Raw genomic sequence first — 25,253 nt, forward strand, 5'->3', positions numbered from 1 at the left:
GTTCGCCTCTCCTCATCTTGGACGACAACGGCCTCCAGGTGTGAGAGTCTCGCGCGGAGTCTTACGTCACGGCAGGAATCTAGTCCTCCGTGAACCGACTCGCCACGCGTGCACGCCAATCCAAGCTGATGTGGTCCAAGGCCGCAGACACCTCATGCGCCTGGTCTGCAACAGCCCGGGCCAGCATGCCCGGACCGGCCAGGGGGCTCACATGCCCCTCGGCCGCGTCCGAGGTCTTCATCCCCAGCAACATGGTGGTGCCGATAACCCGATGTCCTCCCAGAACACCGGGACGGGAACGATCGGGAACACTTCGCAAGTCCAGAGTCTCCACCAGAAGCGGCGTCCCGTCGACGGTGATGCGCTGATCCGAACGCAGTGCGCCACCGATCTCACCGGTACGGCCGAACACCACCATCTCGTCGAGCAGGGCAACCGCGTCCGGCTGCAGCGAAATGTCAATTCGCCGAGCGACATCCGCGCCGCCGGCTACCACGAAGGGCGCCGCTCGCCATACCAAAGCGCCGCCGGCACCCACCGTCGCCGAAGCCGTCCACGATGCGTGACCGCCGCGGGCGTTGTACGCCACGGTGCCGGACGGCTCGAGCACCTCGAGGAACGCTCCCGGCGCCACGTCGAACTCGATGCGTAGGTCGTCGCCGGCCAACAGTGTCGCGCTGTGTCCTACCAGGGCAACGCGCACGTGCAACCCGTGAGCACTCACCAGGCGTGGCGCCAGGAAATCCCCGGAGATCAACTCTTTGGCAACAGCGGTGCCGCCCACTCGCTCGACGACGACCCGCGTAGCTCCCGCAGTCATCAGTGAGCGTGAGAGTGACTGTGCCCGTGACCGTGTCCGTGGTCGTGGTCGTGGTCTTCTTCATCGGCGTGGAAGTGCGGTGCCATCGGTCCCGGGTCCTGGGGCACATGATTGCCCTCGCGGTGAGCGGCGATGACCTTGCGCAGCCACGCGCTGAGCTGATCGATCGTGGCGTGGTCCTTCTGGCTGAGCGCGAGGACGGGCAGTCCGTCGCGTGCTGCTGTTGCATCGGCAACCATTTGAACGGCATCGACGTCGACATACGGAGCCAGGTCGATCTTGTTGACCACCAACAGATCTGCGCGCTCGATTCCGGGTCCACCCTTACGCGCGACATCGCCGCCGCCGGCAACATCGATGCAGAAGATCTGCGCATCGACGAGTGCGGGACTGAACGTCGCAGTGAGGTTGTCGCCGCCGCTCTCCACGATCACCATGTCGAGGGGATGAAATTCGCGCTCGAGGTCTTCCACCGCAATCAGATTGGGTGTCACGTCGTCACGGATCGCCGTGTGCGGGCACGCCCCGGTCTCGACTGCGACGATGCGCTCGATCGGCAGGACGTTTGCGGCGCGCAACAGTCGCGCGTCCTCATCGGTGTAGATGTCGTTGGTGACAACCGCGATCTCGAACTCCGACGCGAGCTCGCGGCAGATGGTGGCGATCAGGGTGCTTTTGCCAGTGCCGACCGGGCCGGCAACACCGAGCCTCAAACCTCTTGCGGCAGTTGCGGTATCGGTGGTTGTGTTCAGATTGTCAAGCACGGAAAATCCTCCTGGATCGAGCGTGGTGTTCGAGTGACCATTGTTCGACCAACGGTCCTGTTGTTGCAGGTATAGCCGAGGCACTCTCGACCGCGACGGCTGCCGCGGCGACGGTCTCGATGGTCGGGGCTGCCCGCAGCAGCCATTCGACCGGTTCTGCCGGATCTACCGGCAGTAGTTTCAGTGCCGCCGACGCGACGGTTTGCGCGTCGTCGTACAGGCATGATCGCGCCGCCGCCAGATCGTCCATGCCGGAGACGGCGGTGAACACTCCCAATGCCAACGGCCGCATCGGATGTCCCGGTAGCGCCATGAGGAGTTGCACCGCGGGGTGCCCCGGCCACAACCGCGACGCCAACCTGGCCAGCCCACGTCCGAGCTGGATGGACGCCTCACGCAGCGGCGCGCTGGGCGTGCGAGCGAGCAATTCGTTCGAGATGGCCTCGAGTTCACCTGCACTACCCTCACTTACGGCCCAGCGCCGCGTGATCACCGTTGCGGCGGCTTCGACCAGCCCGACCGTCTCGAGTCGACCTCGAATGAAATCCGGAACCTGACTTTGGTGCAGGCCGGCCGCCAATGCCGGTTCCAGCCCGGACGAGTGCGCGTGCCCACCGGTAGGCAGACGCCCGTCTGCCAGGAGCATCGACGCTATCTCGGCGGACATCATCTCAACTCGCACCGGGCATCAGAACAGCATGTAGCGCTGAGCCATCGGCACTACATCGACGGGATTGGGTTGAATCAGATCACCGTCGACCTTGATGGCAAAGGTCTCCGGGTCGACGTCGATGGACGGTAGTGCCGTGTTGTTCGGCATGTCGGCTTTGGTGAGGTGACGCGTCGGGCGGATCGCGGTGAGCGTGCGAGTGAGCCCGAGTCGGCCTGCCAACCCGTCCTCGATTGCCATCGGGGAGACGAAGGTTGTGGACAGGTGTGGAGCCGAGCCCGGTGCGGACGCCATCGCGGGACGCACGAACACCGGCTGAGGCGTCGGAATCGCGGCATTGGGATCTCCCAGCGGCGCAGCGACTATCGCGCCACCCTTGATGACCGCGGCCGGACGCACCCCGAAGAATGCGGGATCCCACAGGACCAGGTCGGCCATTTTTCCGGCCTCGACCGAGCCGATTTCGTGATCGATACCGTGCGCCACTGCGGGGCAGATCGTGTATTTCGCGACGTATCGACGGGCACGCTCGTTGTCGGCGGGCATCGACGAGCCCAGCTTGCCGTGCTGCGCCTTCATCACGTGCGCTACCTGCCAGGTTCGCAGGGTTACCTCACCGATCCGGCCCATGGCCTGAGCGTCGGACGACGTGATGGAGATTGCGCCGATATCGTGCAGGAAATCCTCTGCCGCAATGGTTGTCGGGCGGATACGAGACTCTGCGAACGCAAGATCCTCCGGCACCCGGGGGTTGAGCGCGTGGCACACGATGAGCATGTCGAGATGCTCGGCAACCGTGTTGACGGTGTGCGGCAACGTCGGATTGGTCGATGCCGGAAGAACATTCGCTTCACCGGCCGTCACGATAATGTCGGGAGCGTGCCCACCGCCTGCGCCTTCAGCGTGGAATACGTGAATGCCTCGACCGGCGATAGCGTCCAAAGTGTGCTGTACGTAGCCGGTTTCGTTGAGGCTGTCGGCATGGAGTGCCACCTGGAGACCGAATTCGTCGGCAGCGCGCAAGGCTGCGTCGATCGCGGCGGGGGTGGAACCCCAGTCCTCGTGCACCTTGAATCCACCGGCCCCGGCGAGCGCTTCCTGACGAAGCGCCTCGTGGCTGACGGTGCTGCCCTTGCCCAGGAGCAACACGTTGAGCGGAATGTGGTCGAGCGCGCGGTGCATCATCGTGAGCGACCACGCACCGGGGGTGACCGTGGTGGCCTTGGTGGCCTCGGTCGGTCCGGTTCCACCGCCGGCAATTGTTGTCGTGCCGGTGGCGAGCGCTTCCAGCATCTCGATCTCACTGAGAATATGAACGTGCGTATCGATCGCCCCAGCGGTGAGAATCCTTCCCTCCCCGGCGATCACGTCGGTGCTCGGTCCGATGAGCAGCTTGGGATGCACGCCGTTCATGATGTCGGGGTTACCCGACTTCCCGATCGCCACGATGCGGCCGTCACGAATTCCGACGTCTGCCCGGACAATTCCCCAGTGATCGAGAATCACCGCATTGGTGATAACCACGTCGAGTGCGCCCTGATCCCGGGTGGTTGTGCCCTGCCCCATGGATTCACGGATGCTCTTGCCACCGCCGAACACCATTTCGTCGCCGGTTGCGGTGTAGTCATGTTCGATCTCGATCCAGATGTCGGTATCTGCCAACCGGATCTGGTCGCCCGCGGTGGGGCCGAACAGCGACGCGTATCCACGCCGATCCATCGTGCTCACTACGCGGTCACCTCGTCTGTGTCGTCACTCTGCGCTGCGTCGTCTGTCGCTACTGCGCCATCCGTGGCCGCGATGTCACTGATGCGAACATTCACCGACGACGCCCGAAGCGGTTCCTCCACCTCGACGCCCGGTGTCCCGAACGGCAACACCGGTTTGGGTTCGCGCGCATGGGTGGGCAGTTGGTCGCCGGATCCGATCTGCAGGCCGGGAACTCGCTTGAGTCCACCGAGTTCGATCAGCGTCACCGTGCGAGAGACGCCGGGCTCGAAACGCACCGAGGTCCCGGACGGAATATCGAGCCGAAACCCGTCGGCCGCTTTGCGATCGAATGTCAGCGCCGGGTTGGCCGCCGGGAGGTGCAGATGCGATCCGATCTGGATAGGTCGATCGCCGTCGTTGACGACAACAAGCGTGATCCTGTGAGCATCTGCGCCGAACTCGAGCGGTTCGGAAGACACCCGCACTTCGCCGGGAATCATCGGATGGGCTCCGTCACGGTGACCAGCTTGCGACCATCCGGGAAAGTGGCCTCCACCTGGATATTTGCAATCATCTCGGGTACCCCTTCCATGACGTCGTCGCGCGTGAGCACCTGGCGACCGGCGTTCATCAGTTCCGCAACCGTCATACCGTCACGCGCCCGCTCGAGAATCCAACACGAGATCAGCGCCATCGCTTCGGGGTAATTCAGAAGTACCCCGCGCTCGCGTCGATCGCGAGCGACCATGCCCGCAACGCTCAACAGCAGCTTTTCGGTATCTGAAGGGGTGAGGTGCACTGACTAGCCCTTCCGGTTGTGGAACGAAAAATGATCTGGCACTGTGCTGACGACGCAGATTCGACAGCACACTGTTGGGCGAGATTAGCATTGCCCGAAGCGTCGCCAGTATCTACGAGATTCACACTGTCGGCCACTCCGCCGCCCGATGGACGCACTTGCGCTGCTCATCGAATTATTCGCGCGCCCAACGATGCTCGGCGCTGCGGGCCGAAGTGGGAACTATCACCACCACCAAAAAGTTTCACCCCCGTCTCCTGTTGGAAACGGGGGTGAAACATGGTCGTGCAGTGTTTATCCGAAGCGGTTTATCCGAAGCGGCCCGAGATGTAGTCCTCAGTGGCCTTCTGCGTCGGGTTGGAGAAGATCTTCTCGGTGTCGTCGATCTCGACGAGCTGACCCGGCTTGCCGGTTGCCTCTAGGTTGAAGAACGCGGTCTGATCACTCACGCGAGCAGCTTGCTGCATGTTGTGCGTGACGATGACGATGGTGAAGTCCTTCTTGAGTTCGGTGATCAAGTCTTCGATCGCCAAAGTCGAGATGGGGTCGAGAGCCGAGCACGGCTCGTCCATGAGCAGGACGTCGGGCGAGACCGCGATGGCCCGCGCGATGCACAGACGCTGCTGCTGGCCGCCTGAGAGTCCTCCACCGGGCTTGTCGAGGCGATCCTTGACCTCGTTCCACAGGTTGGCTCCGCGCAGGGACCGCTCGGCAACCTCGTCGAGGCGCTTCTTGTTGCGCTCACCCTGCAACTTCAACCCGGCGACGACGTTGTCCTTGATGGACATGGTCGGGAACGGGTTGGGTCGCTGGAACACCATGCCGATGGTCTTGCGAACGCCCACCGGATCGACGTTGGAGCCGTAGATGTCCTCACCGTCGAGCAACACGGAACCTTCGACGCGCGCACCGGGAATGACCTCGTGCATGCGATTGAGGGACCGGAGCACGGTCGACTTACCGCAACCGGACGGACCGATGAACGCGGTGACGCTCCGGGGTGGGACGGAGAGGCCGACATCGGCAACGGCGTGGAACTTGCCGTAGTAGATGTTGACGTCCTTGAGATCCAGACGCTTGGCCATTACCGGCTCCCTACTGAGTTGTTAACGCTGTCGAGTACAAACATGTTCTGTGGCCGCGTCACTTGCTGCGGACCTGTGAGAAGTGACCGATCAGCTTGGCGACGATGTTGAGAATCGCGATCAGCAGGATCAAAGTCAGGGCGGCACCCCAGATGCGGTTGGTGCCGGCGTCGGTCGGGTTGTTCATCTCGGCGACCATGAGCGAAGGCAGCGTGCCCATTTCGCCGTTGAACAGGTCGAAGTTGATGAACGGTGCATAGCCGACGAGGATCAGCAGCGGCGCGGTCTCACCGAGTACGCGGGCCAGGGCCAGCATGACGCCGGTGATGATGCCGGGAAGTGCCGTCGGCAGAACGATTTTCGAGATGGTCTTCCACTTGGGAACACCGAGTGCGTACGACGCCTCACGCAGGTCCATGGGGACGATGCGAAGCATTTCCTCGGTGGATCGGATGACGACCGGGACCATCAGCAGCACCAGCGCGAGCGAGACGGCAAATGCCGACTTGGGGAATCCGAACGTCGCGATCCACAGTGCGTAGATGAACAGCGCGGCCACGATGGACGGAACACCGCTGAGGATGTCGACCATGAAGGTCGTGAGCTTGCCGAGCTTGGACTTACGGTCCGCGTACTCCACCAGGTAGATGGCAACAAAGATTCCGAGCGGGATCGAGAAGACCGCGCACACAACGCCTTGCATCAAGGTGCCGACCAGTGCGTGATAGACACCGCCACCGGACGCCGACGCTGTCAGGCCGCTCATCGAGTTCGTGAACCAGGTCGCAGACGTCAACGCGGGCAGGCCCTTTGCGATCACCGTGTAGAGCACCCAGACCAACGGAATGAGGGCAACCAGAACGGCGAGGCTGACCAGGATCGTCGCAGTGACGTCCGTGGCCCGACGCTTTGCTCCGACGCCTTGGAAGGTGGGCGCCTTGACCGGGCGGTCCAGAGTGGTGCTCATGGGTCAGTCCTTCTTTCCGGCGATCACGGCGCGGGCAGCAGCGTTGACCACGAAGGTCAGGACGAACAGCACCAGACCGGCTGCGATGTACGCACCCGCTTGGATGTCGTTGTTGAACTCCGCGTAACCGAGGGCAATCTTGGAGGCGATGGTCGATCCGCCGTCGAACAGAGACCAGCCGAATGCCTGCGAGGTGGTGCGCAGGATCAGGTACAGGGCCATGGTCTCACCGAGTGCGCGGCCGAGACCGAGCATCGATCCGCTGATGTAGCCGGACTTACCGAACGGAATGACGGTGGTGCGCACAACTTCCCAACGGGTCGCACCGAGCGCGAGTGCGGCTTCGATCTGCGAGCGCGGGGTCTGGATGAACACCTCGCGGGTCACCGCGGTGATGACGGGAAGAATCATGACGGCCAGCACGATGCCGGCGGTGAAGATGGTGCCGCCGCCGGTGATGGAACCGCTGCCGTCGGCGAAGAGGGGGAACCAGCCGAGAGTGTCGTTGAGCCACACGGCAACCGGAGTGATCGCCGGAGCGAACACGAGCAGGCCCCACAGTCCGTAGACGATGGACGGGACTGCCGCGAGCAGGTCGATCGTGTAGGACAGCGGACGCGTGAGCCACTTAGGCGAGTACGACGTCAGGAAGATCGCGATACCGAGCGCGATCGGCATCGCCAGCACCAGAGCGAACAGCGACACCAGGACCGTGACCTGGAAGAGGTCGAGAACACCGAACGCCATCGCGTTGATGTCCTGCGTGACCCATTCACGGCTGGTCAGGAAGTTGACCTGGTTGCGGCTCAACGCAGGGACGGCGCGCCAGATCAGGAAGGCACCGATCGCCGCGATGACTACGGTGATGAAGATGGCCGAACCCGAAGCCAGCGAACTGAAGATGCGGTCACCCGGTCGGGTCACGGTCTTGCTGCTACCGCCGGCCGGACCGTCGTCCTTCGGTGGCTGCTCGACTTCTGAAGCCTTGATGGAAGTAATCGTGTCCTCCGTGATGCCGTTCGGACCGCCCACCCCGGCTCCGCTGGTTGCGGAGCCGGAGGAACGAGATGCTGATGTGATGGGCGCGTCGCTCATGTGCGCTCACATTCCTTCACGTTTGAATGTAGATCCATGGGCTTGTCCGTACGAGTCCGCGGTCGAATCAGCCGATGGCTGAGATCGACGCGTTCAGACGGTCCTGCACGTTTGCCGGCAGCGGGACGTAACCCTGCTCGGCAAGGTTGGCCTGTCCCTCGTTCGCGGCACTCGTCAGGAACGACTTCACAGCGGCAGACGTATCAGCGTCGTAGCCCTTGGAGCAGACGATGGAGTACGTCGCGAGAACCAGCGGGTAGGCGCCGGCTTCGTTGGTCTTGAAGATCGACGCGAGGTCGAGCGTCAGGTCGCCGGTTGCGTCCGACTTGAACTTCGCGCCGGAGATCGACGCGGCAGCAGTGTCATTGGTCAGTGCAACAGCTTCGGTGCCCGTGTTGATCTCGGCCATCGACAGCTTGTTCTGATCGGCAAACGACTTCTCGACGTAGGTGATGGAGCCCGGTGCCGTCGAAACTGCCTGAGCGACTCCGGCCGAACCCTTGGCGCCCTCACCGACGCCACCGGTGAAGTCAGAACCGGCACCCGAGGTCCAGGCACCGTTCGATGCTGCCTCGAGGTACTTCTGGAAGTTGTCCGTGGTTCCCGAGGAATCGGAGCGGATCACGGGTGTGACCTTCAGATCGGGAAGCTTCGCGTCCGGATTGAGGGCAGCGATGGCCGGATCGTTCCAGTTGGTGATGCCGCCGTTGAAGATCTTGGCAAGAACCTCGGCATTGAGCACGAGGTTGTCGACGCCGTCGAGGTTGAAGGCCACCGCGATCGGACCGAAAACGAGGGGAAGGTTCCAGGCTTCGCCGCCGACGCAACGCTCCTTGGCCTTGTCCGCCTGCTCGTCCTTGATCGCCGAGTCGGAGCCGGCGAAGTCGATCTGGCCGGCGATGAACTGGGTGCGGCCGTCACCCGAACCACTGGGGTTGTAAGCAACGTTGACTGTCTTGCCCTTTTCCTGGCAGACAGCGATGTACGTGGCGACGAACTGATCCATCGCGTTCTTCTGCGCCGATGAACCAGCCGCAGAGATCTTTTCCTTGCCTTCACATGTTGCAGTCGAAGCGGATGTGTCCACACCACTCGACGATGCGTTGTTGTCGCTGCCACATGCTGCCAAGGTCATAGCACCCACGGCCACTACGCCGAGCAGAGCACCACTGCGCTTGAAATTCACCTTCGGTCCTCCGGAAATAGCTACCGCCGGGCCCACGATCAGGCGGCGACATGAGATGCAGCGCATTACTGCATCAGGCAGCGCGGCGCTGCCCATAGAGAAAAGTAGGGGGGCGCGGTGTCCGGCTGGACCACACAAAGTGAACGGAGCATGAACAGACCGGAGATTTATTCGAGTCGTCCGAGAAAGTCAGGAATTTCGGGCATAGGCCATGTCGGTGTGGAACCTGCCGAAGCCCAATTTCTCGTACGTGTTGAGGGCTGCCGTGTTGTCACCCTCGACGTACAGGAGAACCGTGTCGAGACCCCGATCACGCAGGTAGTGCATGCCGGCGAGCGTCAGAACCCGACCGAGTCCGCGTCCCTGTGCCGCCGGATCGATACCGACGATGTACACCTCACCGAGCTCCGGTTCGTCGCCCTCGGGTGGATGAACCTTGGTCCAGTGAAACCCCAGCAGCGTGTTCGGATCGGTGTCCGCAAACGCCAGGAACAACCCGGCGGGATCGAACCACCCCTCGGCGGTTCGCTCGTCGATCTCCGCCTGGGTCCAACCACCCTGCTCGGGATGCCACGAGAACGCGGCGTTGTTGACCCGCAAGATCTCGGAGTCGTCTTCGCTGCCGCAGTACGTCCTCAACGAAACGCCTTCCGGAACAACAATTTCCGGAAGCTGAGGAGCACCGAGTGGTCGACGCAACTGGAGGAGTTCACGAACGCTGACCAGATCCAGGCTCTTGGCGAACTCCACTGCCGCATCGATGTTTCCATGCGCCCAGACTCGGGTTCCCGGTCGACCTTCGTCGAAAACCGAAGCGGCAAGGCCAGTTCCGATACCTTGCCGCCTGCGAGCAGGATCCACGACGAGTTCCGCCATGTCCGGGTGCTCGTCCGAACCGGCTTGCAGTTGGGCGTATCCGACGACGACACCGTCGTCGAGGATCACGAGGTGCCCGGCCAGACCACGGCCGGCAATCGCGTGCCGTCCTTGCTCGGAGACTGGCGCCTTGCCGTCGAACTCCGTTGCACGGTCGACAAGTTCCGACACCTGCCGAGCCTGATCCGGCGTCAGCACATCGCTCCAACTCATGTCACAACACCGATCCGTCCGCAGCCTCGTAATCGACATCGTCGTCCTCGAATCGAATCGGCGCAGCGGCCCCGTTCTTGGAACGCGTCGGGCGAACTGCCTTGTACCCGACATTTCGGACTGTACCGATCAAGGATTCGTATTCGGTGCCGAGCTTGGCCCGCAACCGACGCACGTGAACATCCACGGTCCGAGTGCCACCGAAGAAGTCGTAACCCCACACCTCTTGCAACAACTGCGCACGAGTGAACACCCGTCCCGCATGCTGCGCGAGGTACTTGAGCAGTTCGAATTCCTTGTAAGTCAAATCAAGGGGCCGTCCACGCAGTCGTGCCGTGTACGTCCCCTCGTCGATAACCAATTCGCCCAGCGTGATCTTTCCTGACGCTTCGGGACTGGCAACGCCGCCACTGCGGGCGAGCAACAACCGCAATCGGGCGTCCACCTCAGCGGGTCCCGTACCGGGCAGGAGAATGTCGTCCAACCCCCAGTCCGCGTTGACGGCAACAAGCCCGCCCTCGGTCAGGACAGCCACGACCGGCACGGCAGATCCCGTACTTCCCAGCAATCGACACAACCCTCGTGCGGCAGCCAGATCGGTGCGTGCGTCGACCAACGCGATGTCGGCCGAACTTGCCTCGAGCAGCGACGAAACCTCAGTGGGAGCAGGCCTAACCGAGTGCGCCAGCAGCGCCAACGCCGGAAGAACTGCATCCGGGTTGGGGTCGGAGGTGAGGAGAAGCAGCTCCACACGGCCTCCTATCTAGTAGCCCGCGCACCCCGGACAGGGCGACGCTCTGGTAGTTCGACCCTTTTGGTCGGTCCCTACATTAGCGTGCGCGCCGTTGGGACCGTCGCACCGAACCTACGAGGGAGTCCGTCACAATGGTGCTGTGCGCAAACTGATCATCGGCATCGTCTTCCTCCTCGGCCTCGGACTGGTCGCCGATTTCGGTGCCGCCGCGTACGCGGAATACCGAGTTTCCCGCGAGCTACGAGCCGGCGCATCACTCGATGCAGACCCCGAAGTCACGTTCAACGGCTTCCCGTTCCTCACGCAAGCGCTGGGCGGCAAGTACGAAGACGTCTACATCCGGGCAACCGGAGTCCAGAGCAACATCGTCGGCGAAGTCACCGTCGAAGCGGATCTGCGGGGCGTCACCGTCCCGTTCTCGGACCTGGTCAACGGCAGGGTGACCGAACTTCCCGTCGACAAGCTCGACGGCAGAATGGGCATCAACGCCACGGACCTCGGCAAGCTCCTCGATATACCTGACCTGCAGGTTTCCTCTCCTCCTGCCGACAAGTCCGACGGTACGGGCGGCAGCGGCGGTACCGGGGCGAGCACCGCGGGCGCGATCGTTCTGAGCGGAACCGTCCCCGTCGGCCCCATCGACACCGCGGTCAGTGTTCAGGCCAACCTCGTGCTCGAGGGAGATCAGGTCAAGATCGTGGCAAGCAATCTCTACTTCGGCCCCGAAGGCGAAGCGAACTTCTCGATCCCGGCGGTTCTCGAGCCGATCGTCCTCGGCATGTTCAGCTACACCATCGATCCACAGTCACTTCCCTTCAATCTGAAGCCGAGCCTCGTCTACGCGGAAGGCGGTCGCATAGTGATCGAAGGCAGCACGGAAAACACAGTCATCAACCTCGCAGATCTGCAGAACCAATGACCGGTATCACAGTTCTACTCATCGCCCTCGTCGCCGTTGTCGCGGTCGGACTGCTCCTCAAATCACGCAGCGGAGCCGTTCGAGCCAGCGGCTCGGGTACCTCCGAAGCCGTCGGCAGCCGCATCGAACTCCTCGCCGCAGCAGGTATAGCGCCCGGCTCCGGACCAGTCGTCCTGCATTTCTCCGCAGACTGGTGTGGTCCGTGCAGCGCCGTCCGCCGCGTCGTCGATCAGGTGGTGACCACAATGGCAAACGCCCCTCATCCACCCGTCGACGTTGAACTCGACATCGACAAGAACCCGGCGCTTGCGCGTGAGATGAGCGTCCTGTCGTTGCCGACCACCTTTATCCTCGACCGAGACCTGGTGGAACGATTCCGAGTGTCCGGGGTGCCGTCCACCGCGGACCTCACAAGCGCGCTCGCGCCCTTCTCAACACCCGGTACCCCAAATTCGCCGTCTGCAGGGTAAACTCCCAACCGTGCAAACCCGCCACGAGCTCATGCTCACCCGACGCCGCGCAGTAGACCTGTGCCGCCTCGGTGGTTGTTGCTGTTCTTGTTGCTGATCACCCAGCGCTCAGCCTTCGCTGAGATTCGAGCCTTTCGCTCACGCGATCACTCTCGCCGATAACGGGCCTTCCAGCCCACATATCTCCGAGCCTGAAGTCTGAGATTCTCGGCCCAGGCAGGCACCATGCAACCAACGCAGGAGCACACCCGATGTCCACCACCACTTCGCAATCCGAGCAGGTCGACGTGCGCGGTCCGCGGTTCGCCGCGTGGATCACCACCGCGATACTTGTTCTGACACTGATCCTTTCAGCATTCTCTCTGCCCGCCGCCACCGCACTGTTGGCACTGCAGGCAATAGTCTTCGCGATCGGCGCCGTCACCGGACCCAAGCGCAGCCCGTACGGACTGATCTTCGGCAAACTCGTCGCCCCTCGCATCTCACCCGTGCGCGAACGTGAACCTGTTGCGCCGTTGCGCTTCGCACAGTTCGTCGGCTTTGTCTTCGCGCTCGCCGGGACCGTCGGATTCCTTGCCGGATCCACCGTCGTCGGCACAGTCGCCACAGGATTTGCCCTGTTCGCTGCTCTTCTGAACGCAGCCTTCGGCATCTGCCTCGGCTGCCAGATCTACCCACTCGTAACGCGATTCCGCACAATCGGAAGAGCAACCACCGCGTGAAAGCGCATCACCGGTAACCCCACCGGACACATACCCCCGCAAGACCATATCGAGCACGACCACATCGAAAGGAACACCATGGCTCGCTCCGACGTCCTAGTCTCCGCCGACTGGGCGCAGCAGAACCTCAACGCCCCCAAGACCGTTTTTGTCGAGGTGGACGAGGACACCAGTGCATACGACGGCGGCCACATCGAAGGTGCAGTCCGGCTCGACTGGCGCAAGGACCTCCAGGACAGCGTCCGCCGTGACTTCCTGAACCAGGAGCAGTTCTCAGACCTCCTCTCGGCCAAGGGAATCGCCAACGACGACACCGTTGTCCTCTACGGTGGCAACAACAACTGGTTCGCCGCTTACGCCTACTGGTACTTCAAGCTGTACGGCCACAAGGACATCAAGCTCATCGACGGTGGCCGCAAGAAGTGGGAACTCGACGGGCGCGAGCTGTCCAAGGACGAAGTAACCCGTCCCGCAACGCAGTACAAGGCCGAGGCACCCGACTTCTCGATCCGCGCATTCCGCGACGAGGTCATCTCCTCCATCGGCTCCGTCAACCTCGTCGACGTCCGCAGCCCCGACGAGTTCTCCGGCAAGATCCTCGCACCCGCGCACCTTCCGCAGGAGCAGGCTCAGCAGCGTGGCCATGTCCCCACAGCGATCAACATCCCGTGGAGCACCACCGCTAACGAAGACGGCACCTTCAAGTCCGACGACGACCTTGCAAAGCTCTACGCGGACAAGGGCTTCGACGACACCAAGAACACCATTGCCTACTGCCGCATCGGTGAGCGTTCGAGCCACACCTGGTTCGTACTGCAGGAAATCCTCGGCAAGAGCAACGTCAAGAACTACGACGGCAGCTGGGTCGAATACGGCTCACTCGTCGGCGCACCGATCGAATTGGGAGCATAGAACATGTGCGGAGCACCTACTCAGGGTCAGACCCTGCCTGCCGGCGTCGACGTCGAGAAGGAAACCGTCATCACCGGCCGTGTCCTCGCGGCTGACGGCCAGCCCATCGGCGGCGCATTCGTGCGCTTGCTCGACGGCTCCGACGAATTCACCGCCGAGGTCGTCGCGTCCGCTACCGGCGACTTCCGTTTCTTCGCCGCCCCCGGATCCTGGACTGTGCGTGCACTCTCCAGCTCCGGCAACGGCACAAGCGCCGTGAACCCCGAAACATCGGGCGTCCACAACGTGGATGTCACGGTCAGCAAGTAAGTTCCGGACTCACCGGCAAAGGTCCCGCATCCCAGGAGGATGCGGGACCTTTTCTTGTCGTTTGATTTGTCACAGCCTCCCGATTTTTCCGGCAGGTCGAGGCCGTCTAAGATAGGCACGTGGTCATTTTCTTCGAGGTACTTCTCGCACTCGCATCCGTCATGATCGCTTGGTTCTCCGTGTACGTCGTTTACCGTTTGGTCACCGACGAATCGTGAGTCAAGCTCCGGGATCAGGGTCTGACGCGACAGCTGACGATTCCACCGCTTCAGGTGCCATCAGGCGCGGAAGCGGGGATGAGGCAGTCGCAATAGCTGTCGAACGTTCCAAGTCGACAGCTTCACTCAACATTCCCACTCTCCCGGATCTCCCGGTCCCCGAGGACACCGCAAATCTGCGACTCGGCCCGGACATCAATCCCGCCCTTCTCGCCCTGCTGCCGCTTGTCGGCGTCTGGCGCGGCGAAGGCGAAGGGCACGACCCGGAAACGGGCGACTACCCCTTCGGACAACAAATCGTCATCTCCCACGACGGTGGCCCCTACCTGTGCTGGGAATCCCGATCCTGGGTTCTCGATGCCGAGGGCAACTACACCAAGCCAGACACGCGCGAAAGCGGCTACTGGCGCATGGGCGGCGACGGCATCCCCGGCAGCGTGAACGAGGAAGTAGTCGAACTACTCCTCACCCACAGCTCAGGCGTCGTCGAAATGTACTACGGAACCGCGCTCACCCAGTCCTCGTGGGAGCTCGCGACCGACGTCGTGATCCGCAGCCAGTCCGGTGCACTGTACGGCGGCGCAAAGCGCCTTTACGGCATCGTCGAAGGTGGCGACCTCGCATACGTCGAGGAGCGAATCCTCGCGGACGGCGCGCTCGAACCGCGCTACTCGGCGCGGCTCACCCGCTACATCGGCTAACTGCTGCCCACCGCACGAAGCGACCCCCGAGCCATACCCACGCTTTCGCGTGGGTCCCGGTCGGACTGATCGGGGGCTCGGGGGTCGGGTGGCTGCCCGGGATTCGCCGGCCGCTCCTGCGGTAAGTGAATTCCGTCAGCGATTGCGGCTAGCTGGCAGCCACCTCACGCGTCCGTCTGTACTTCAATTTCAGACCACCTCCTTCCTTGTGTACAGGAGAAAGTACGCCCACTTCACCGCGACGGCAATCTATTTTCCGCCGAAACTTTTCCGACGCATATCACCTGGTCAGCTGCAGTGTGTTCCGGAAGTTGATGGGTGACGACCACGACGGTCCGATGCGGAGCCAGCAGAGTGCCGTCTCGTCCGAGCAATTCACGCAGCACCTCCGCGCCGGCTTCGGCATCCATGTGTTCGGTTGGTTCGTCGAGCAGCAGGATTTGCGCGGGTGAGACGACCGCCCGGGCCAGCAGCAAACGCCGACGCTCGCCGCCTGAGACTGCTCGCATGCCGCCGACGAGAACGGTGTCGAGTCCGTCGGGCAGGTGAGCGAGCCACTCCCCCAGGCCGACGTCACCGAGTACTGTCGCCGCGGCGGTAGGCGTGAGATCGCCGCGCGCTACTCGCAGATTTTCGAGCACGGAGGTCTCGAAGAGATGTGCGTCTTCTGCGAAGAACCCGATGTGTCGGCGAAGCTCTGCTGGTTCGATCTCTGAAATCGGAACGCCGCCAGCGGAAATTGTCCCCGATACCGGTGGGAGGAGCCCCGCCATCGTCATCAGGGCCGTTGTCTTTCCTGATCCGCTTTGGCCGATCAACGCGATCCGCGCGCCGGGACGCACGTCGAACGTGAGTGGCGCGGTGACGTTGCCTCCAGGCCACCCAGCGCAGAGTCCGTCGACTGTCAGGACATCCGACTCAGGCCACGCGTTGTCGCCCTCTGCGATCTCCTCGTCTGCGCGGTCGAGTACCGCCATGATTCGCGCCGACGCCAACCGGGCTTTGGTCAATGCCACTGCAGCAGTGGGCAGAGCCGCAGTTCCCTCGAACGCCGAGAGCGGGAGCAATACCAGGATGCCCAGTGCCATCGGTGTCATGTCGGTATTCCCGTAAAGCACGATGCCGATGAGCAGCGACGCCAGGACGCTGACTCCCACTGCGAGAGGTGTTGCGGCAGCGGCAAATGCGCTCGGCACCGCAGCGCGGTCGGTAGCATCGACTACGTCGCCTTCGGCCGACACCGCGTCGGACACGGCAGCGTCCAAACGTCCCGCCACTCGAAGCTCGGCAGAATGATCGAGCGCGGTGACCGCTGACGCACTGAATCGCACAGCAGCAGAAGAGCTGTCGGATTCAGCAATTCGAGCAGCGCGGGCCGACAGCCAGGGAGCCAGGATTCCGGAGACCGCGAGCGCGATCGCCAAGACCATTGCCGCCGGCACGGAGATGAACATCAAGATGCCCACGGCGGAAACGGCAAGAATAGCCGATACAGCTATGGGGACAAGTGCTTTCACCACCACATCACCAACTGCATCGACGTCGGCTCCGGTACGCGCAAGCAAGTCGCCACGGCGCAGGCCGGCGGCCGCAGCCGGGTTACCCGCTGCAAGACGCGCGTATATCTGGGCCCGCGCGGACGTTGTCCCGCGCAGCGCAACATCGTGCGTCGTGAGACGCTCCAAGTAGCGGAATACACCCCGGGAGATACCCAGAGCACGCACGGCGACAACAGCAACGCTGAGATCCAGTACCGGCGGCATTTCCCAGGCCCTGGTGATCAACCAGGCCGACAGCGCCGCCAACGCCAGAGCACTGCCGAGCGTCGCCACTCCGGCCGCGACAGCGATGAGTACGCGTCGTGGTTGCAGTTCGAGGAGACCCAGTGCGCGCAGCAACGGATCGCGGTGGTCAGTTCTCATGTGCGTGCACCTCGATGATCTGATCTGCGACGGCAAGCACGCTGGGGCGATGTCCGATGACTATGACGGTGTCGCCGCCCTTCGCTCGCGCTCGCAATGCATCCAGGACCGTAGTTTCCGAATCCGCGTCCAGGTGGGCGGTGGGTTCGTCCAGCACAAGGACGGGCCGATCGGACGACAGCACACGTGTCAGTGCCAGCCGCTGCCGCTGCCCGAGCGAGAGACCGACACCCCCGGCCCCCACCACGGTATCGAGACCTGACGACAGTTCGGCAAGAACTCCGTCGAACCCTGTGGCCACAGAAGAATTGTGCAGCGCATCGGAGTCGATGGGTCCGGTGAGTTCGAGGTTTTCCCGAATGGTTCCCGGCACCATGACCGGATGTTGCGGCAGCCAAGCGATCTGCGCCCACCACGTATTCTCGTCGAGTTGTCGAACGTCCGTTCCGCCGACGCTCACAAAACCACCGCTGGGTTCGATCAACCCGAGCAGGGCCTGCGCCGCGCTCGACTTGCCGGAACCATTTGCTCCGGTGAGCACGGTGATCGCACCGGGTCGCATCACTCCCGAAAGCTCGTACGGCGCAACACCACCACGCGAATTCACGCTCAGCGTGTCGAAAACGATGTCCGTGCCGCGCGCATCAACCACGACTGCGCCGCCGACGGGTGCAGAGGTGTCCGCTTCGATGACACTGAAAGCTTTGTCCGCAGCCGCCATTCCGTCCTCGGCCGCGTGAAATTGCATTCCCACCATCCGCAACGGCAGATACACCTCCGGGGCAAGAATCAACGCAACGACGCCCGGCTCCAGCGACATGTCCCCGTACACGAGCCGCAAGCCGATACTGACTGCGACCAACGCAACACTCAGCGTTGCAAGGAATTCCAACACCATCGACGACAGGAAGGCGACCCGCAGCGCGGACATCGTGGTGCGGCGATGCGAATCGCCCAGTTCCCGAACCCGCTCGGCCGGACCGTCTTGGCGACCCAGCGCTCGCAACGTGGGTAAACCCGAGAGGAGATCGAGCAATTGCGACGACAACGTTGTCATCGCAGCCAGGGTCTTCTCGGACTTACCCTTTGTCAGCAATCCGATCAGGATCATGAAGATCGGAATCAAAGGCAACGTGATCAAGATGATCACTGCCGACGTCATATCTTGCAGGGCAATAACTATCAGCGTGATCGGGGTCAGAGTCACCGACAGGATCAACGACGGTAGATAACCCGTCAGATACGGAGCCAGACCGTCGACACCACGGGTGAGAACCGTAGCGATTTCATCTCGACGTGGGTCGAGATCGCGGGGACTCATCGCCGTCGCCGACGTGAGCACACCCTCCTTGATCTCGGCCACCACACGGGTCGACGCGCGGTGAGCAAACCGCGCTTGCAGCCAGGTTCCCAGTATCCGAATCCCGACAGCGCCTGCGAGGACGCCGAGTTCGGTTGTCCACGAAGAAATATCGACGGTTCGGGTGGTGATGACTCCGGCCAGCACCCGGCCGATCATGAGCGCCGAGACTATGACCATCACGACGTTGATCATCGACAGGGCGACTGTCAGAATCAGATATCCACGCGCAGAGGCGGAATGCCGCCACAGGCGCGGATCGATCGGTCCGCGGCGACGCTCCCGAGTGGTGGGAACGTCGCCTACCTCGATTGTCACTTGAATTCGACCGTCACTTCTTTCGAGGCACTGATGCCGGATTTACCACGTCTTGGCTTTGAACTTCAGCCCGATCGACGGTGGAATCTGCTTGGTGGAGATGCGTTGACGGAATACCCAGTACGTCCAGCCCTGGTAGATGATCACGATCGGCGTCATGAACGCCGCGGCCCATGTCATCACCTTGAGCGTGTACGGACTCGACGACGCGTTCTCGATGGTCAAGCTGTACGCCGGATCCAGCGTCGACGGCATGACATTCGGGAACAGGGAGCCGAACAGCAGCACGACGGTCGCGATGACGGCCACCGTGGTGAGCACGAACGCCCACCCTTCCATTTCAGCGCGGGTCAGGAAGATAACGCCGATCAATGCTGCTGCCGCAGCGGCAACCAGAATCCACGTCCATCCCTTGCCGTATGCAAGCTGGGTCCACAGTACAAATGCGCCGGCCACCGGAACCGCCGGAATCGCGAGTCGGGCAGCAATTTTCACCGCATCTTCGCGAACCTCGTCGGCGCTCTTGAGTGCCAGGAACACCGCGCCGTGCAGCGCGAACACCAGAGCAGTGGTCAGGCCGCCGAGCAATGCGTACGGGTTGAGCAGATCGAAGAATCCTGAAACGACCTGCTTGTCGGCATTGATCTCCACGCCCCGAACGATGTTCGCGAATGCCACGCCCCACAGAACTGCGGGAACCCAGGAGCCGAAAATGATGCCCCAGTCGCAACGCTGACGCCATTTGTCGTCGTCGATCTTGCTTCGCCATTCGATGGCAACGATGCGAACGATCAAGGCCACCAGGATGATCAGCAGCGGTAGGTAGAAGCCGGAGAACAACGTCGCGTACCACTCGGGGAACGCGGCGAACAGCGCACCACCGGCCGTGATGAGCCACACTTCGTTGCCGTCCCAGACCGGGCCGATGGTGTTGAGCGCAACGCGTCTACGCGTATCTGCCGGTAGGCCACTGCCTCTGCCGACAATCGGCATGAGCATTCCGACACCGAAATCGAAGCCTTCGAGGACGAAGTAGCCGACGAACAGTACTGCGACGAGCACGAACCATACTTCTTGAAGTCCCATGATCGCCTCCTAGTACGCGAACGACAGTTGTTTGGGCTTGTCCGGATCTTCCGGCTCTTCGTGGTCGGTATCTCCCGGCGGATGCATGTCGTGTTCCAACGGGCCTTCCTTCGCGTATCGCACGATCAGCTTGAACCAGACGACACCCAAAGCGCCGTACAGGAGGGTGAAGGTGATCAACGAGACCCAGACCGTTGCCGACGCGTGGTCCGAAACACCTTGGTCGACAGTGAGTCTGATCATGTCCACGCCGGTCGGGTTGGGATGCACCACCCAGGGCTGGCGGCCCATCTCGGTGAAGATCCAGCCCGCACTGTTGGCGAGGAACGGCATGGGAATCGCGACGAGGCTCAGGATTCCGAACCACTTCTGGTCCGGTACCCGACCCCTGCGGGTTACCCACAGACCGGCAAGTGCCAAGGCTGCGGAACCGGCGGCGAGGCCGATCATCGCGCGGAATGACCAGTACGTGACAAAGAGATTCGGACGGTAGTTGCCGGGGCCGAAGTCCTGCTCGGCCTGCTCCTGCAGCTGGTTGACGCCTTGAAGCTCGACACCGGTGAACTTGCCCTCGGCCAGCCACGGAAGAACGAACGGCACCTTGATTACGTGAGTCACGCTGTCGCAGTTGTTGTGAGTTCCGATGGTCAAGAGTGAGAAATCCGGATCCATCTCGGTCTCACACAGCGACTCTGCCGACGCCATCTTCATGGGTTGTTGTTGGAACATGAGCTTGCCTTGGACGTCGCCGGTGTAGATGACGCCGATGCCGGCAATGATGATCACCAGCAACGCGAATCGGGCACCGGGACGGTACATCGTCCTGGCATCGGTTTCGAGCTTTGTCGCCTCCGCTGGGCCGACGGTCTTGGTGCGGCGCATGTTTCGCACCATCCACCAACCACAGATGCCGGCGACGAAGGTTCCCGCAGTCAAGAAGGCACCTGCTACTGCGTGCGGGAATGCGGCAAGAGCGGTGTTGTTGGTCAACAACTCCCAGATGCTGGTGAGCTCAGCACGACCCGTCTCCGGGTTGTACACCGCTCCGACGGGGTGCTGCATGAACGAGTTGGCTGCGATGATGAAGAACGCCGACGCGTTGACGCCGATCGCCACGAGCCAAATACATGCCAGGTGAACAAGTTTGGGTAGCCTGCCCCAACCGAAAATCCACAGCCCGATGAATACGGACTCCATGAAGAAGGCCACAAGACCTTCGAGAGCCAGTGGTGCACCGAAGACGTCGCCGACAAATCGTGAGTACTCACTCCAGTTCATACCGAACTGGAATTCCTGCACGATGCCGGTAGCTACGCCGATGGCAAAGTTGATGAGGAACAGCTTGCCGAAGAACTTGGTGAGTCGGTACCAATGATCTTTTTTGGTCACGACCCACATGGTTTGCATGATCGCGATCATCGGAGCCAATCCGATGGTCAGCGGAACAAAGATGAAGTGGTAGACGGTAGTTATACCGAACTGCCACCTGGAGACGTCCAAAGTATCCATTGGCTACTCCGAGAGTAGGGCCCTGGGACAGGCTTCGGGGTTCGAGACGCGGGCGTTCGCTCGGCCCCTGCGGACACGGTACTGCTGTCCGGTTTGGACCGCAGGACTTTGCTACTACTCAAGGTAGTAGAGACCGTCGAGGATTCCTATTCGCCCATTTCGGCCCCGCTCTCTAGTCGACGGCCCGTTCGACCAACTTCGTGAATTCGGCAGCGACTTTAGGCTCTGGTAAAGCAAAGCCGTCCAGTGTAGTGACGCGCGCCGCCAGCGTGACGCTCGAAACCATCCACACACCGTCCGCTGCGATCAAGTCCGCAGGTCGCAGGGTTTCGTAACGACTGTCGAAGCCCGCTCCCTTGGCGACGTCGAACAGAGCACGCTGTGTTGTGCCCATCAAAATGCCCTGAGCGGGCGGCGGTGTGATCAAAGTCCTGTCCCGCACGACCACCACCGTCGAACGCGGCCCTTCCAACACATTGCCCTCCGAACTGACGAAGATCACATCATCGGCCCCCAAAGTGCCGGCGTAGCGCAGTGCAGCCATGTTGGTTGCGTAGGACAACGTCTTCGCTCCCAGCAACTGCCACGGCGCGCGTGCCGACAAATCCACCGAGAATCCGCGTTCGAGCGTGATCACCGACAAACCCGCTTCTCGCACCTGCCGCACCCGATCCGCCACCGGTCCGACCATCACGAAAGCCGTCGGCTTGTCCCCACTCTCGCGCCCGCGCGTCAGGACGAGACGCAACGCGCCTTCCTTCTCGCTGCCCCACTCCTCGACGGCCATCTCGATCGCCAGACGCCAGTCGTCCAGTATCGGGGCAGGCAAACCCAATGCCTCGGCGCTGAGAACCAGTCGGCTCAGGTGAGCTTCGACTACCCGCGCTCGGCCACCCCGAACCAACAACGTCTCGAATACCCCGTCGCCCCGCACGACAGCCAAGTCGTCAGCATGGAGAAAGGGTGCGTCAGCATCGAGCACCTCATGGTCGAGAGTTACCAATACGCGATCAGCCATACCCTCAACACTAGCGACGGAAAACACCGCTCACGCCCCGCACTCGACCAACGCGCGGACCACACTCCTAGACTGGTGACGTGGTCGACAACGCTCTTGTGCCCAACAGCCCACTCATGACTGCCCCCGGTGCGGTCGCAGCCCCGGACGGATCGGTCGACATCGGTGTCGCGTGGCATCACGGCGATCCACTCGGTGAGCAACGGACTGCGCAGCGCGACGCGATCGTCGTCGATCGCAGCCACCGATTTGTCATCGCCATTCCCGGCGACGAGCGACTCACCTGGCTGCACACCATTTCGAGCCAGCACGTTGCCGCGCTCCCCGACGGGAAGAGCGCCGAGAATCTCAGCCTCGACATCAACGGCCGCGTCGAGCACCACTTTGTCCAGACGGACCTCGGCGGCGTCACCTGGATCGACACCGAGGCCGATCGAGGCCCCGCACTCCTCGCCTTCCTGAAGAAGATGGTGTTCTGGTCCAAGGCCGAACCCCGCGACGGCAACGAACTTGCCGTTCTCAGCATTCTCGGGCCGAAAGCCGCCTCGGTCCTCGACGCCGTCGGCACGAGTGCGCCCGTCGACGTGTACGACGCGCATGCCCTGCCAGGCGGCGGCTTCGTCCGTCGGATGCCGTGGCCGACCGAAGACTCCTTCGATCTCCTCGTACCCCGCGAGCACTTGGCAGCCTGGTGGACCAAGCTCACCGACGCCGGCGCCACACCCGCCGGAACCTGGGCCTTCGAGGCCCTTCGTGTGGAAGCCGTCCGCCCCCGAATCGGGCTCGACACCGACGAGAAGACCATCCCGCACGAGGTTCGGTGGATCGGCGGCCCAGACGAACACGGCGCGGTCCACCTCGAGAAGGGCTGCTACCGCGGTCAGGAAACCGTCGCGCGCGTGCACAACCTCGGCAAGCCGCCGCGTCACCTCGTTCTCCTGCACCTCGACGGAAGCGCCGAAGCCCTCCCCGAACCGGGCGACCCCGTCACAGCCGGTGGCCGCGCAGTGGGCCGCGTCGGAACCGTCGTCAATCATCACGAGCTCGGGCCTATCGCGCTCGCACTGGTCAAGCGCAACGTCCCCGCTGGGACCGAATTAGTTGCCGGTCCCAGCGCCGCGTCGATCGATCCGGACTCGATAGTCGACGACAACGCACCTCAGGCCGGACGTGAAGCCGTCAACCGATTGCGCGGGAAGTGACCGGCATCGTGGACGCCGTGTGCGTCGTACATGCCGAACGCGACAGCGGCGTCAAACGCGTGACTCGAACCGCAATCGACAAACGATCCGTCGACGGCCGGGTCCCCTTGGGCCGACTCGGCCTCGGCGGCGACTATGTCTGCGACACCGAATTCCACGGCGGCGCGTATCAAGCCGTCTACGCGTACGACCATGCCGAAGCGCAGCGTTGGTCGACGGAGTTGGGCCGACCTCTCCATCCCGGTTGGTTCGGTGAGAACCTTCGCCTCAGCGGTATCGCCGTGACCGACGCGGTCATCGGCGAACGTTGGCACATCACCGGAGCGGACTCGTCCGATGTAGTGGAACTCGAAGTCACCGGGCCCCGCGTGCCGTGTGGCACCTTCGGACTCTGGTCGGGCGAGAAGGGCTGGGTCAAGCGGTTCACCCACCGAGCCGATGTCGGCGCGTATCTGCGAGTGAACCGAACGGGCACACTCGCAGCCGGCGATACGGTCACGCGAGTGCACGTCCCCGATCACGGCGTCACGGTTCGACAAGTATTCACAGGCGCAGATCCCGAACATCTGCGGCAACTGTTGAACGGTCACCACGATCTTGCGCCGAACGTCCTCGAGCGGATCAGCACATTCGTCGAACGAGCGGAAACACAGGTGCATTCGTGAGCATTGAACTGGTCGAAGTTGTCCGCTCCGGATTCCGCGAGTGTGTACACCGCGGATCGGCCGTCATCCTCGACGCCAACGGCGACCTGGTTGTGGGGGTGGGCGAAATCCACACACCCATCTATCCCCGCTCGGCAAACAAGCCGCTGCAGGCCGTCGCAGCGCTCCGCAACGGCTTCGAACCAAGCAGCCCGGAGGAACTGGCCGTCGCGGCGTCGTCGCATGCCGGTGAGGCCGACCACATCGAACTCGTCGAGGGCCTACTCGAACGTTACGACCTCCGCGTAGATCAATTGCAGTGCCCTGCAGATCTGCCAGGCAACGAGCTTGCCCGCGCCGAGCTGATTGCCGCAGGCCAGCTCCCCAGCCCGATCTACATGACCTGTTCGGGCAAGCACTCCGCGATGCTCGCCACGTGCGTGGTGAACGACTGGCCGCTCGAGACGTACATGGAACCGACACATCCCCTGCAACTCGCCATCGCGGAGACGATCTTCGATCTCAGCGGCGAGGAGGAGCAGGAGTTGGGAATCGACGGCTGCGGCCTGCCGATCGTGCCACTCTCGCTCTCGAATCTGGCTCGAGCTTTCGGTCGACTGCCGTCGGCGACGCCTGATTCCCCGGAACGCGCTGTCGCCGACGCCGTGCGAGCCAACCCGTTCCTCGTCTCCGGAACCGGGCGCAACGATCAGCGTCTGATGTCCGCGGTGCGCGGCCTGTTCACCAAGACCGGATACGACGGTATCTACGCGGGAGCCCTCCCCGACGGTTCGGCGTTTGCTCTCAAGATCGACGACGGGCACGAGCGGGCGCTGCTTCCGTTGGCCGCCGCACTACTCAAGCGGATGAATACCGAATGGACCGAAGAATTGGCCGCTCTGGCGTCGGCTCCGGTGTTCGGCGGGGATGCCCGCGTAGGCACGATTCGAGCGATTCCGGGGAACTTCTGAGTAGTTCCGGGAAAACTTTTGCGCAGTTCTAAC

26 protein-coding genes are annotated in these 25,253 nt (G+C 62.6%); 9 read left to right on the forward strand and 17 right to left on the reverse strand.

Features of this window, described 5'->3' with window-relative positions:
* Window positions 1–79 precede the first annotated feature (79 nt).
* The 12 genes from FEZ60_RS06725 to FEZ60_RS06780 form a co-directional block, all read right to left on the reverse strand.
* Window positions 80–820: an urease accessory protein UreD gene (locus FEZ60_RS06725; RefSeq protein ID WP_202025770.1), complete on the reverse strand. Its 741-nt coding sequence runs from the start codon at window positions 818–820 to the stop codon at window positions 80–82.
* A complete protein-coding gene (ureG, locus tag FEZ60_RS06730) occupies window positions 820–1,584 on the reverse strand; it encodes an urease accessory protein UreG (protein WP_045068829.1) in 765 nt (254 codons plus the stop codon). The genes FEZ60_RS06725 and ureG overlap by 1 nt, the downstream gene beginning before the upstream one ends.
* Entirely contained in the window at window positions 1,577–2,251 is a 675-nt protein-coding gene (locus FEZ60_RS06735) for an urease accessory UreF family protein (protein ID WP_033234337.1), read from the reverse strand. The genes ureG and FEZ60_RS06735 overlap by 8 nt, the downstream gene beginning before the upstream one ends.
* Before the next feature lie 21 nt (window positions 2,252–2,272).
* The gene (locus FEZ60_RS06740; RefSeq protein ID WP_033233971.1) at window positions 2,273–3,982 is read right to left on the reverse strand and encodes an urease subunit alpha; all 1,710 of its coding nucleotides are present in this window, start codon (window positions 3,980–3,982) and stop codon (window positions 2,273–2,275) included.
* A complete protein-coding gene (gene ureB, locus FEZ60_RS33070) occupies window positions 3,982–4,464 on the reverse strand; it encodes an urease subunit beta (RefSeq protein ID WP_092806423.1) in 483 nt (160 codons plus the stop codon). The genes FEZ60_RS06740 and ureB overlap by 1 nt, the downstream gene beginning before the upstream one ends.
* Window positions 4,461–4,763 (reverse strand): urease subunit gamma, encoded by a 303-nt coding sequence (locus tag FEZ60_RS06750; RefSeq protein ID WP_033233970.1) that lies wholly within the window; start codon window positions 4,761–4,763, stop codon window positions 4,461–4,463. Before FEZ60_RS06750 ends, ureB begins: the two co-directional genes overlap by 4 nt.
* A gap of 308 nt (window positions 4,764–5,071) precedes the next feature.
* The gene (pstB, locus tag FEZ60_RS06755) at window positions 5,072–5,848 is read right to left on the reverse strand and encodes a phosphate ABC transporter ATP-binding protein PstB (protein ID WP_033233969.1); all 777 of its coding nucleotides are present in this window, start codon (window positions 5,846–5,848) and stop codon (window positions 5,072–5,074) included.
* 58 nt (window positions 5,849–5,906) lie between these two features.
* A complete protein-coding gene (pstA, locus tag FEZ60_RS06760; protein ID WP_033233968.1) occupies window positions 5,907–6,815 on the reverse strand; it encodes a phosphate ABC transporter permease PstA in 909 nt (302 codons plus the stop codon).
* A gap of 3 nt (window positions 6,816–6,818) precedes the next feature.
* Window positions 6,819–7,910, reverse strand: a complete 1,092-nt coding sequence (gene pstC / locus FEZ60_RS06765) for a phosphate ABC transporter permease subunit PstC (protein ID WP_033233967.1) — start codon at window positions 7,908–7,910, stop codon at window positions 6,819–6,821.
* 67 nt (window positions 7,911–7,977) lie between these two features.
* Window positions 7,978–9,096, reverse strand: coding sequence for a phosphate ABC transporter substrate-binding protein PstS (gene pstS / locus FEZ60_RS06770; RefSeq protein ID WP_033233966.1), 1,119 nt, complete (start codon window positions 9,094–9,096; stop codon window positions 7,978–7,980).
* A 189-nt stretch (window positions 9,097–9,285) separates the two neighbouring features.
* A complete protein-coding gene (gene mshD, locus FEZ60_RS06775; protein WP_172935777.1) occupies window positions 9,286–10,185 on the reverse strand; it encodes a mycothiol synthase in 900 nt (299 codons plus the stop codon).
* A 1-nt stretch (window position 10,186) separates the two neighbouring features.
* Entirely contained in the window at window positions 10,187–10,936 is a 750-nt protein-coding gene (locus tag FEZ60_RS06780) for a response regulator transcription factor (protein ID WP_033233964.1), read from the reverse strand.
* Between the two features lie 142 nt (window positions 10,937–11,078).
* On the opposite strand from FEZ60_RS06780, the gene FEZ60_RS06785 reads away from it, so the two are divergent.
* From FEZ60_RS06785 to FEZ60_RS06810, 6 genes are all read left to right on the forward strand, one after another.
* Window positions 11,079–11,858 (forward strand): LmeA family phospholipid-binding protein, encoded by a 780-nt coding sequence (locus tag FEZ60_RS06785; RefSeq protein ID WP_045068822.1) that lies wholly within the window; start codon window positions 11,079–11,081, stop codon window positions 11,856–11,858.
* On the forward strand, window positions 11,855–12,328 hold the full coding sequence (locus FEZ60_RS06790; protein ID WP_033233962.1) for a thioredoxin family protein: 474 nt from the start codon (window positions 11,855–11,857) through the stop codon (window positions 12,326–12,328). The genes FEZ60_RS06785 and FEZ60_RS06790 overlap by 4 nt, the downstream gene beginning before the upstream one ends.
* 251 nt (window positions 12,329–12,579) lie before the next feature.
* The gene (locus FEZ60_RS06795) at window positions 12,580–13,050 is read left to right on the forward strand and encodes a DUF4395 domain-containing protein (RefSeq protein WP_033233961.1); all 471 of its coding nucleotides are present in this window, start codon (window positions 12,580–12,582) and stop codon (window positions 13,048–13,050) included.
* Window positions 13,051–13,128: 78 nt separating this feature from the next.
* A complete protein-coding gene (locus tag FEZ60_RS06800) occupies window positions 13,129–13,962 on the forward strand; it encodes a sulfurtransferase (RefSeq protein WP_045068818.1) in 834 nt (277 codons plus the stop codon).
* A gap of 3 nt (window positions 13,963–13,965) precedes the next feature.
* Window positions 13,966–14,271, forward strand: a complete 306-nt coding sequence (locus FEZ60_RS06805; protein ID WP_033233959.1) for a DUF1416 domain-containing protein — start codon at window positions 13,966–13,968, stop codon at window positions 14,269–14,271.
* Between the two features lie 277 nt (window positions 14,272–14,548).
* On the forward strand, window positions 14,549–15,190 hold the full coding sequence (locus FEZ60_RS06810; RefSeq protein WP_172935982.1) for an FABP family protein: 642 nt from the start codon (window positions 14,549–14,551) through the stop codon (window positions 15,188–15,190).
* 233 nt (window positions 15,191–15,423) lie between these two features.
* Here the strand turns inward: FEZ60_RS06810 and cydC are convergent, their stop codons facing one another.
* The 5 genes from cydC to FEZ60_RS06835 all read right to left on the reverse strand — a co-directional run bounded on the left by cydC (window position 15,424) and on the right by FEZ60_RS06835 (window position 22,403).
* Window positions 15,424–17,112: a thiol reductant ABC exporter subunit CydC gene (cydC, locus tag FEZ60_RS06815; RefSeq protein ID WP_172935778.1), complete on the reverse strand. Its 1,689-nt coding sequence runs from the start codon at window positions 17,110–17,112 to the stop codon at window positions 15,424–15,426.
* Window positions 17,102–18,790, reverse strand: a complete 1,689-nt coding sequence (gene cydD / locus FEZ60_RS06820) for a thiol reductant ABC exporter subunit CydD (RefSeq protein ID WP_172935779.1) — start codon at window positions 18,788–18,790, stop codon at window positions 17,102–17,104. The genes cydC and cydD overlap by 11 nt, the downstream gene beginning before the upstream one ends.
* Before the next feature lie 42 nt (window positions 18,791–18,832).
* On the reverse strand, window positions 18,833–19,876 hold the full coding sequence (cydB, locus tag FEZ60_RS06825) for a cytochrome d ubiquinol oxidase subunit II (RefSeq protein ID WP_033233956.1): 1,044 nt from the start codon (window positions 19,874–19,876) through the stop codon (window positions 18,833–18,835).
* A 9-nt stretch (window positions 19,877–19,885) separates the two neighbouring features.
* A complete protein-coding gene (locus tag FEZ60_RS06830; protein ID WP_033233955.1) occupies window positions 19,886–21,385 on the reverse strand; it encodes a cytochrome ubiquinol oxidase subunit I in 1,500 nt (499 codons plus the stop codon).
* A 172-nt stretch (window positions 21,386–21,557) separates the two neighbouring features.
* Window positions 21,558–22,403, reverse strand: a complete 846-nt coding sequence (locus tag FEZ60_RS06835) for an aminodeoxychorismate lyase (protein WP_045068801.1) — start codon at window positions 22,401–22,403, stop codon at window positions 21,558–21,560.
* A 116-nt stretch (window positions 22,404–22,519) separates the two neighbouring features.
* On the opposite strand from FEZ60_RS06835, the gene FEZ60_RS06840 reads away from it, so the two are divergent.
* From FEZ60_RS06840 to FEZ60_RS06850, 3 genes are read left to right on the forward strand one after another with little or no spacing between them, the layout of a single operon-like run.
* Window positions 22,520–23,605 carry a folate-binding protein YgfZ gene (locus FEZ60_RS06840; RefSeq protein WP_092806874.1) on the forward strand — a complete coding sequence of 362 codons (1,086 nt, stop codon included), beginning with the start codon at window positions 22,520–22,522 and terminating at the stop codon, window positions 23,603–23,605.
* On the forward strand, window positions 23,602–24,270 hold the full coding sequence (locus FEZ60_RS06845; RefSeq protein ID WP_172935780.1) for an MOSC domain-containing protein: 669 nt from the start codon (window positions 23,602–23,604) through the stop codon (window positions 24,268–24,270). The genes FEZ60_RS06840 and FEZ60_RS06845 overlap by 4 nt, the downstream gene beginning before the upstream one ends.
* A complete protein-coding gene (locus FEZ60_RS06850) occupies window positions 24,267–25,220 on the forward strand; it encodes an asparaginase (RefSeq protein WP_033233951.1) in 954 nt (317 codons plus the stop codon). Before FEZ60_RS06845 ends, FEZ60_RS06850 begins: the two co-directional genes overlap by 4 nt.
* Window positions 25,221–25,253 lie beyond the last annotated feature (33 nt).

Origin of the sequence: Rhodococcus sp. MS16, assembly GCF_013277795.1 — a bacterium.
GTDB classification, from domain to species: Bacteria; Actinomycetota; Actinomycetes; order Mycobacteriales; family Mycobacteriaceae; genus Rhodococcus_F; species Rhodococcus_F globerula.

Bases quoted from the DNA above. Each gene is read 5' to 3' on its own strand.
- FEZ60_RS06725 (WP_202025770.1), bottom strand. From the start codon at position 820: ATGACTGCGGGAGCTACGCGGGTCGTCGTCGAGCGAGTGGGCGGCACC.
- FEZ60_RS06735 (WP_033234337.1), bottom strand. From the start codon at position 2,251: ATGTCCGCCGAGATAGCGTCGATGCTCCTGGCAGACGGGCGTCTGCCT.
- ureB (WP_092806423.1), bottom strand. From the start codon at position 4,464: ATGATTCCCGGCGAAGTGCGGGTGTCTTCCGAACCGCTCGAGTTCGGC.
- pstB (WP_033233969.1), bottom strand. From the start codon at position 5,848: ATGGCCAAGCGTCTGGATCTCAAGGACGTCAACATCTACTACGGCAAG.
- pstA (WP_033233968.1), bottom strand. From the start codon at position 6,815: ATGAGCACCACTCTGGACCGCCCGGTCAAGGCGCCCACCTTCCAAGGC.
- pstC (WP_033233967.1), bottom strand. From the start codon at position 7,910: ATGAGCGACGCGCCCATCACATCAGCATCTCGTTCCTCCGGCTCCGCA.
- mshD (WP_172935777.1), bottom strand. From the start codon at position 10,185: ATGAGTTGGAGCGATGTGCTGACGCCGGATCAGGCTCGGCAGGTGTCG.
- FEZ60_RS06790 (WP_033233962.1), top strand. From the start codon at position 11,855: ATGACCGGTATCACAGTTCTACTCATCGCCCTCGTCGCCGTTGTCGCG.
- FEZ60_RS06795 (WP_033233961.1), top strand. From the start codon at position 12,580: ATGTCCACCACCACTTCGCAATCCGAGCAGGTCGACGTGCGCGGTCCG.
- FEZ60_RS06800 (WP_045068818.1), top strand. From the start codon at position 13,129: ATGGCTCGCTCCGACGTCCTAGTCTCCGCCGACTGGGCGCAGCAGAAC.
- FEZ60_RS06805 (WP_033233959.1), top strand. From the start codon at position 13,966: ATGTGCGGAGCACCTACTCAGGGTCAGACCCTGCCTGCCGGCGTCGAC.
- cydC (WP_172935778.1), bottom strand. From the start codon at position 17,112: ATGAGAACTGACCACCGCGATCCGTTGCTGCGCGCACTGGGTCTCCTC.
- cydB (WP_033233956.1), bottom strand. From the start codon at position 19,876: ATGGGACTTCAAGAAGTATGGTTCGTGCTCGTCGCAGTACTGTTCGTC.
- FEZ60_RS06830 (WP_033233955.1), bottom strand. From the start codon at position 21,385: ATGGATACTTTGGACGTCTCCAGGTGGCAGTTCGGTATAACTACCGTC.
- FEZ60_RS06835 (WP_045068801.1), bottom strand. From the start codon at position 22,403: ATGGCTGATCGCGTATTGGTAACTCTCGACCATGAGGTGCTCGATGCT.
- FEZ60_RS06840 (WP_092806874.1), top strand. From the start codon at position 22,520: ATGACTGCCCCCGGTGCGGTCGCAGCCCCGGACGGATCGGTCGACATC.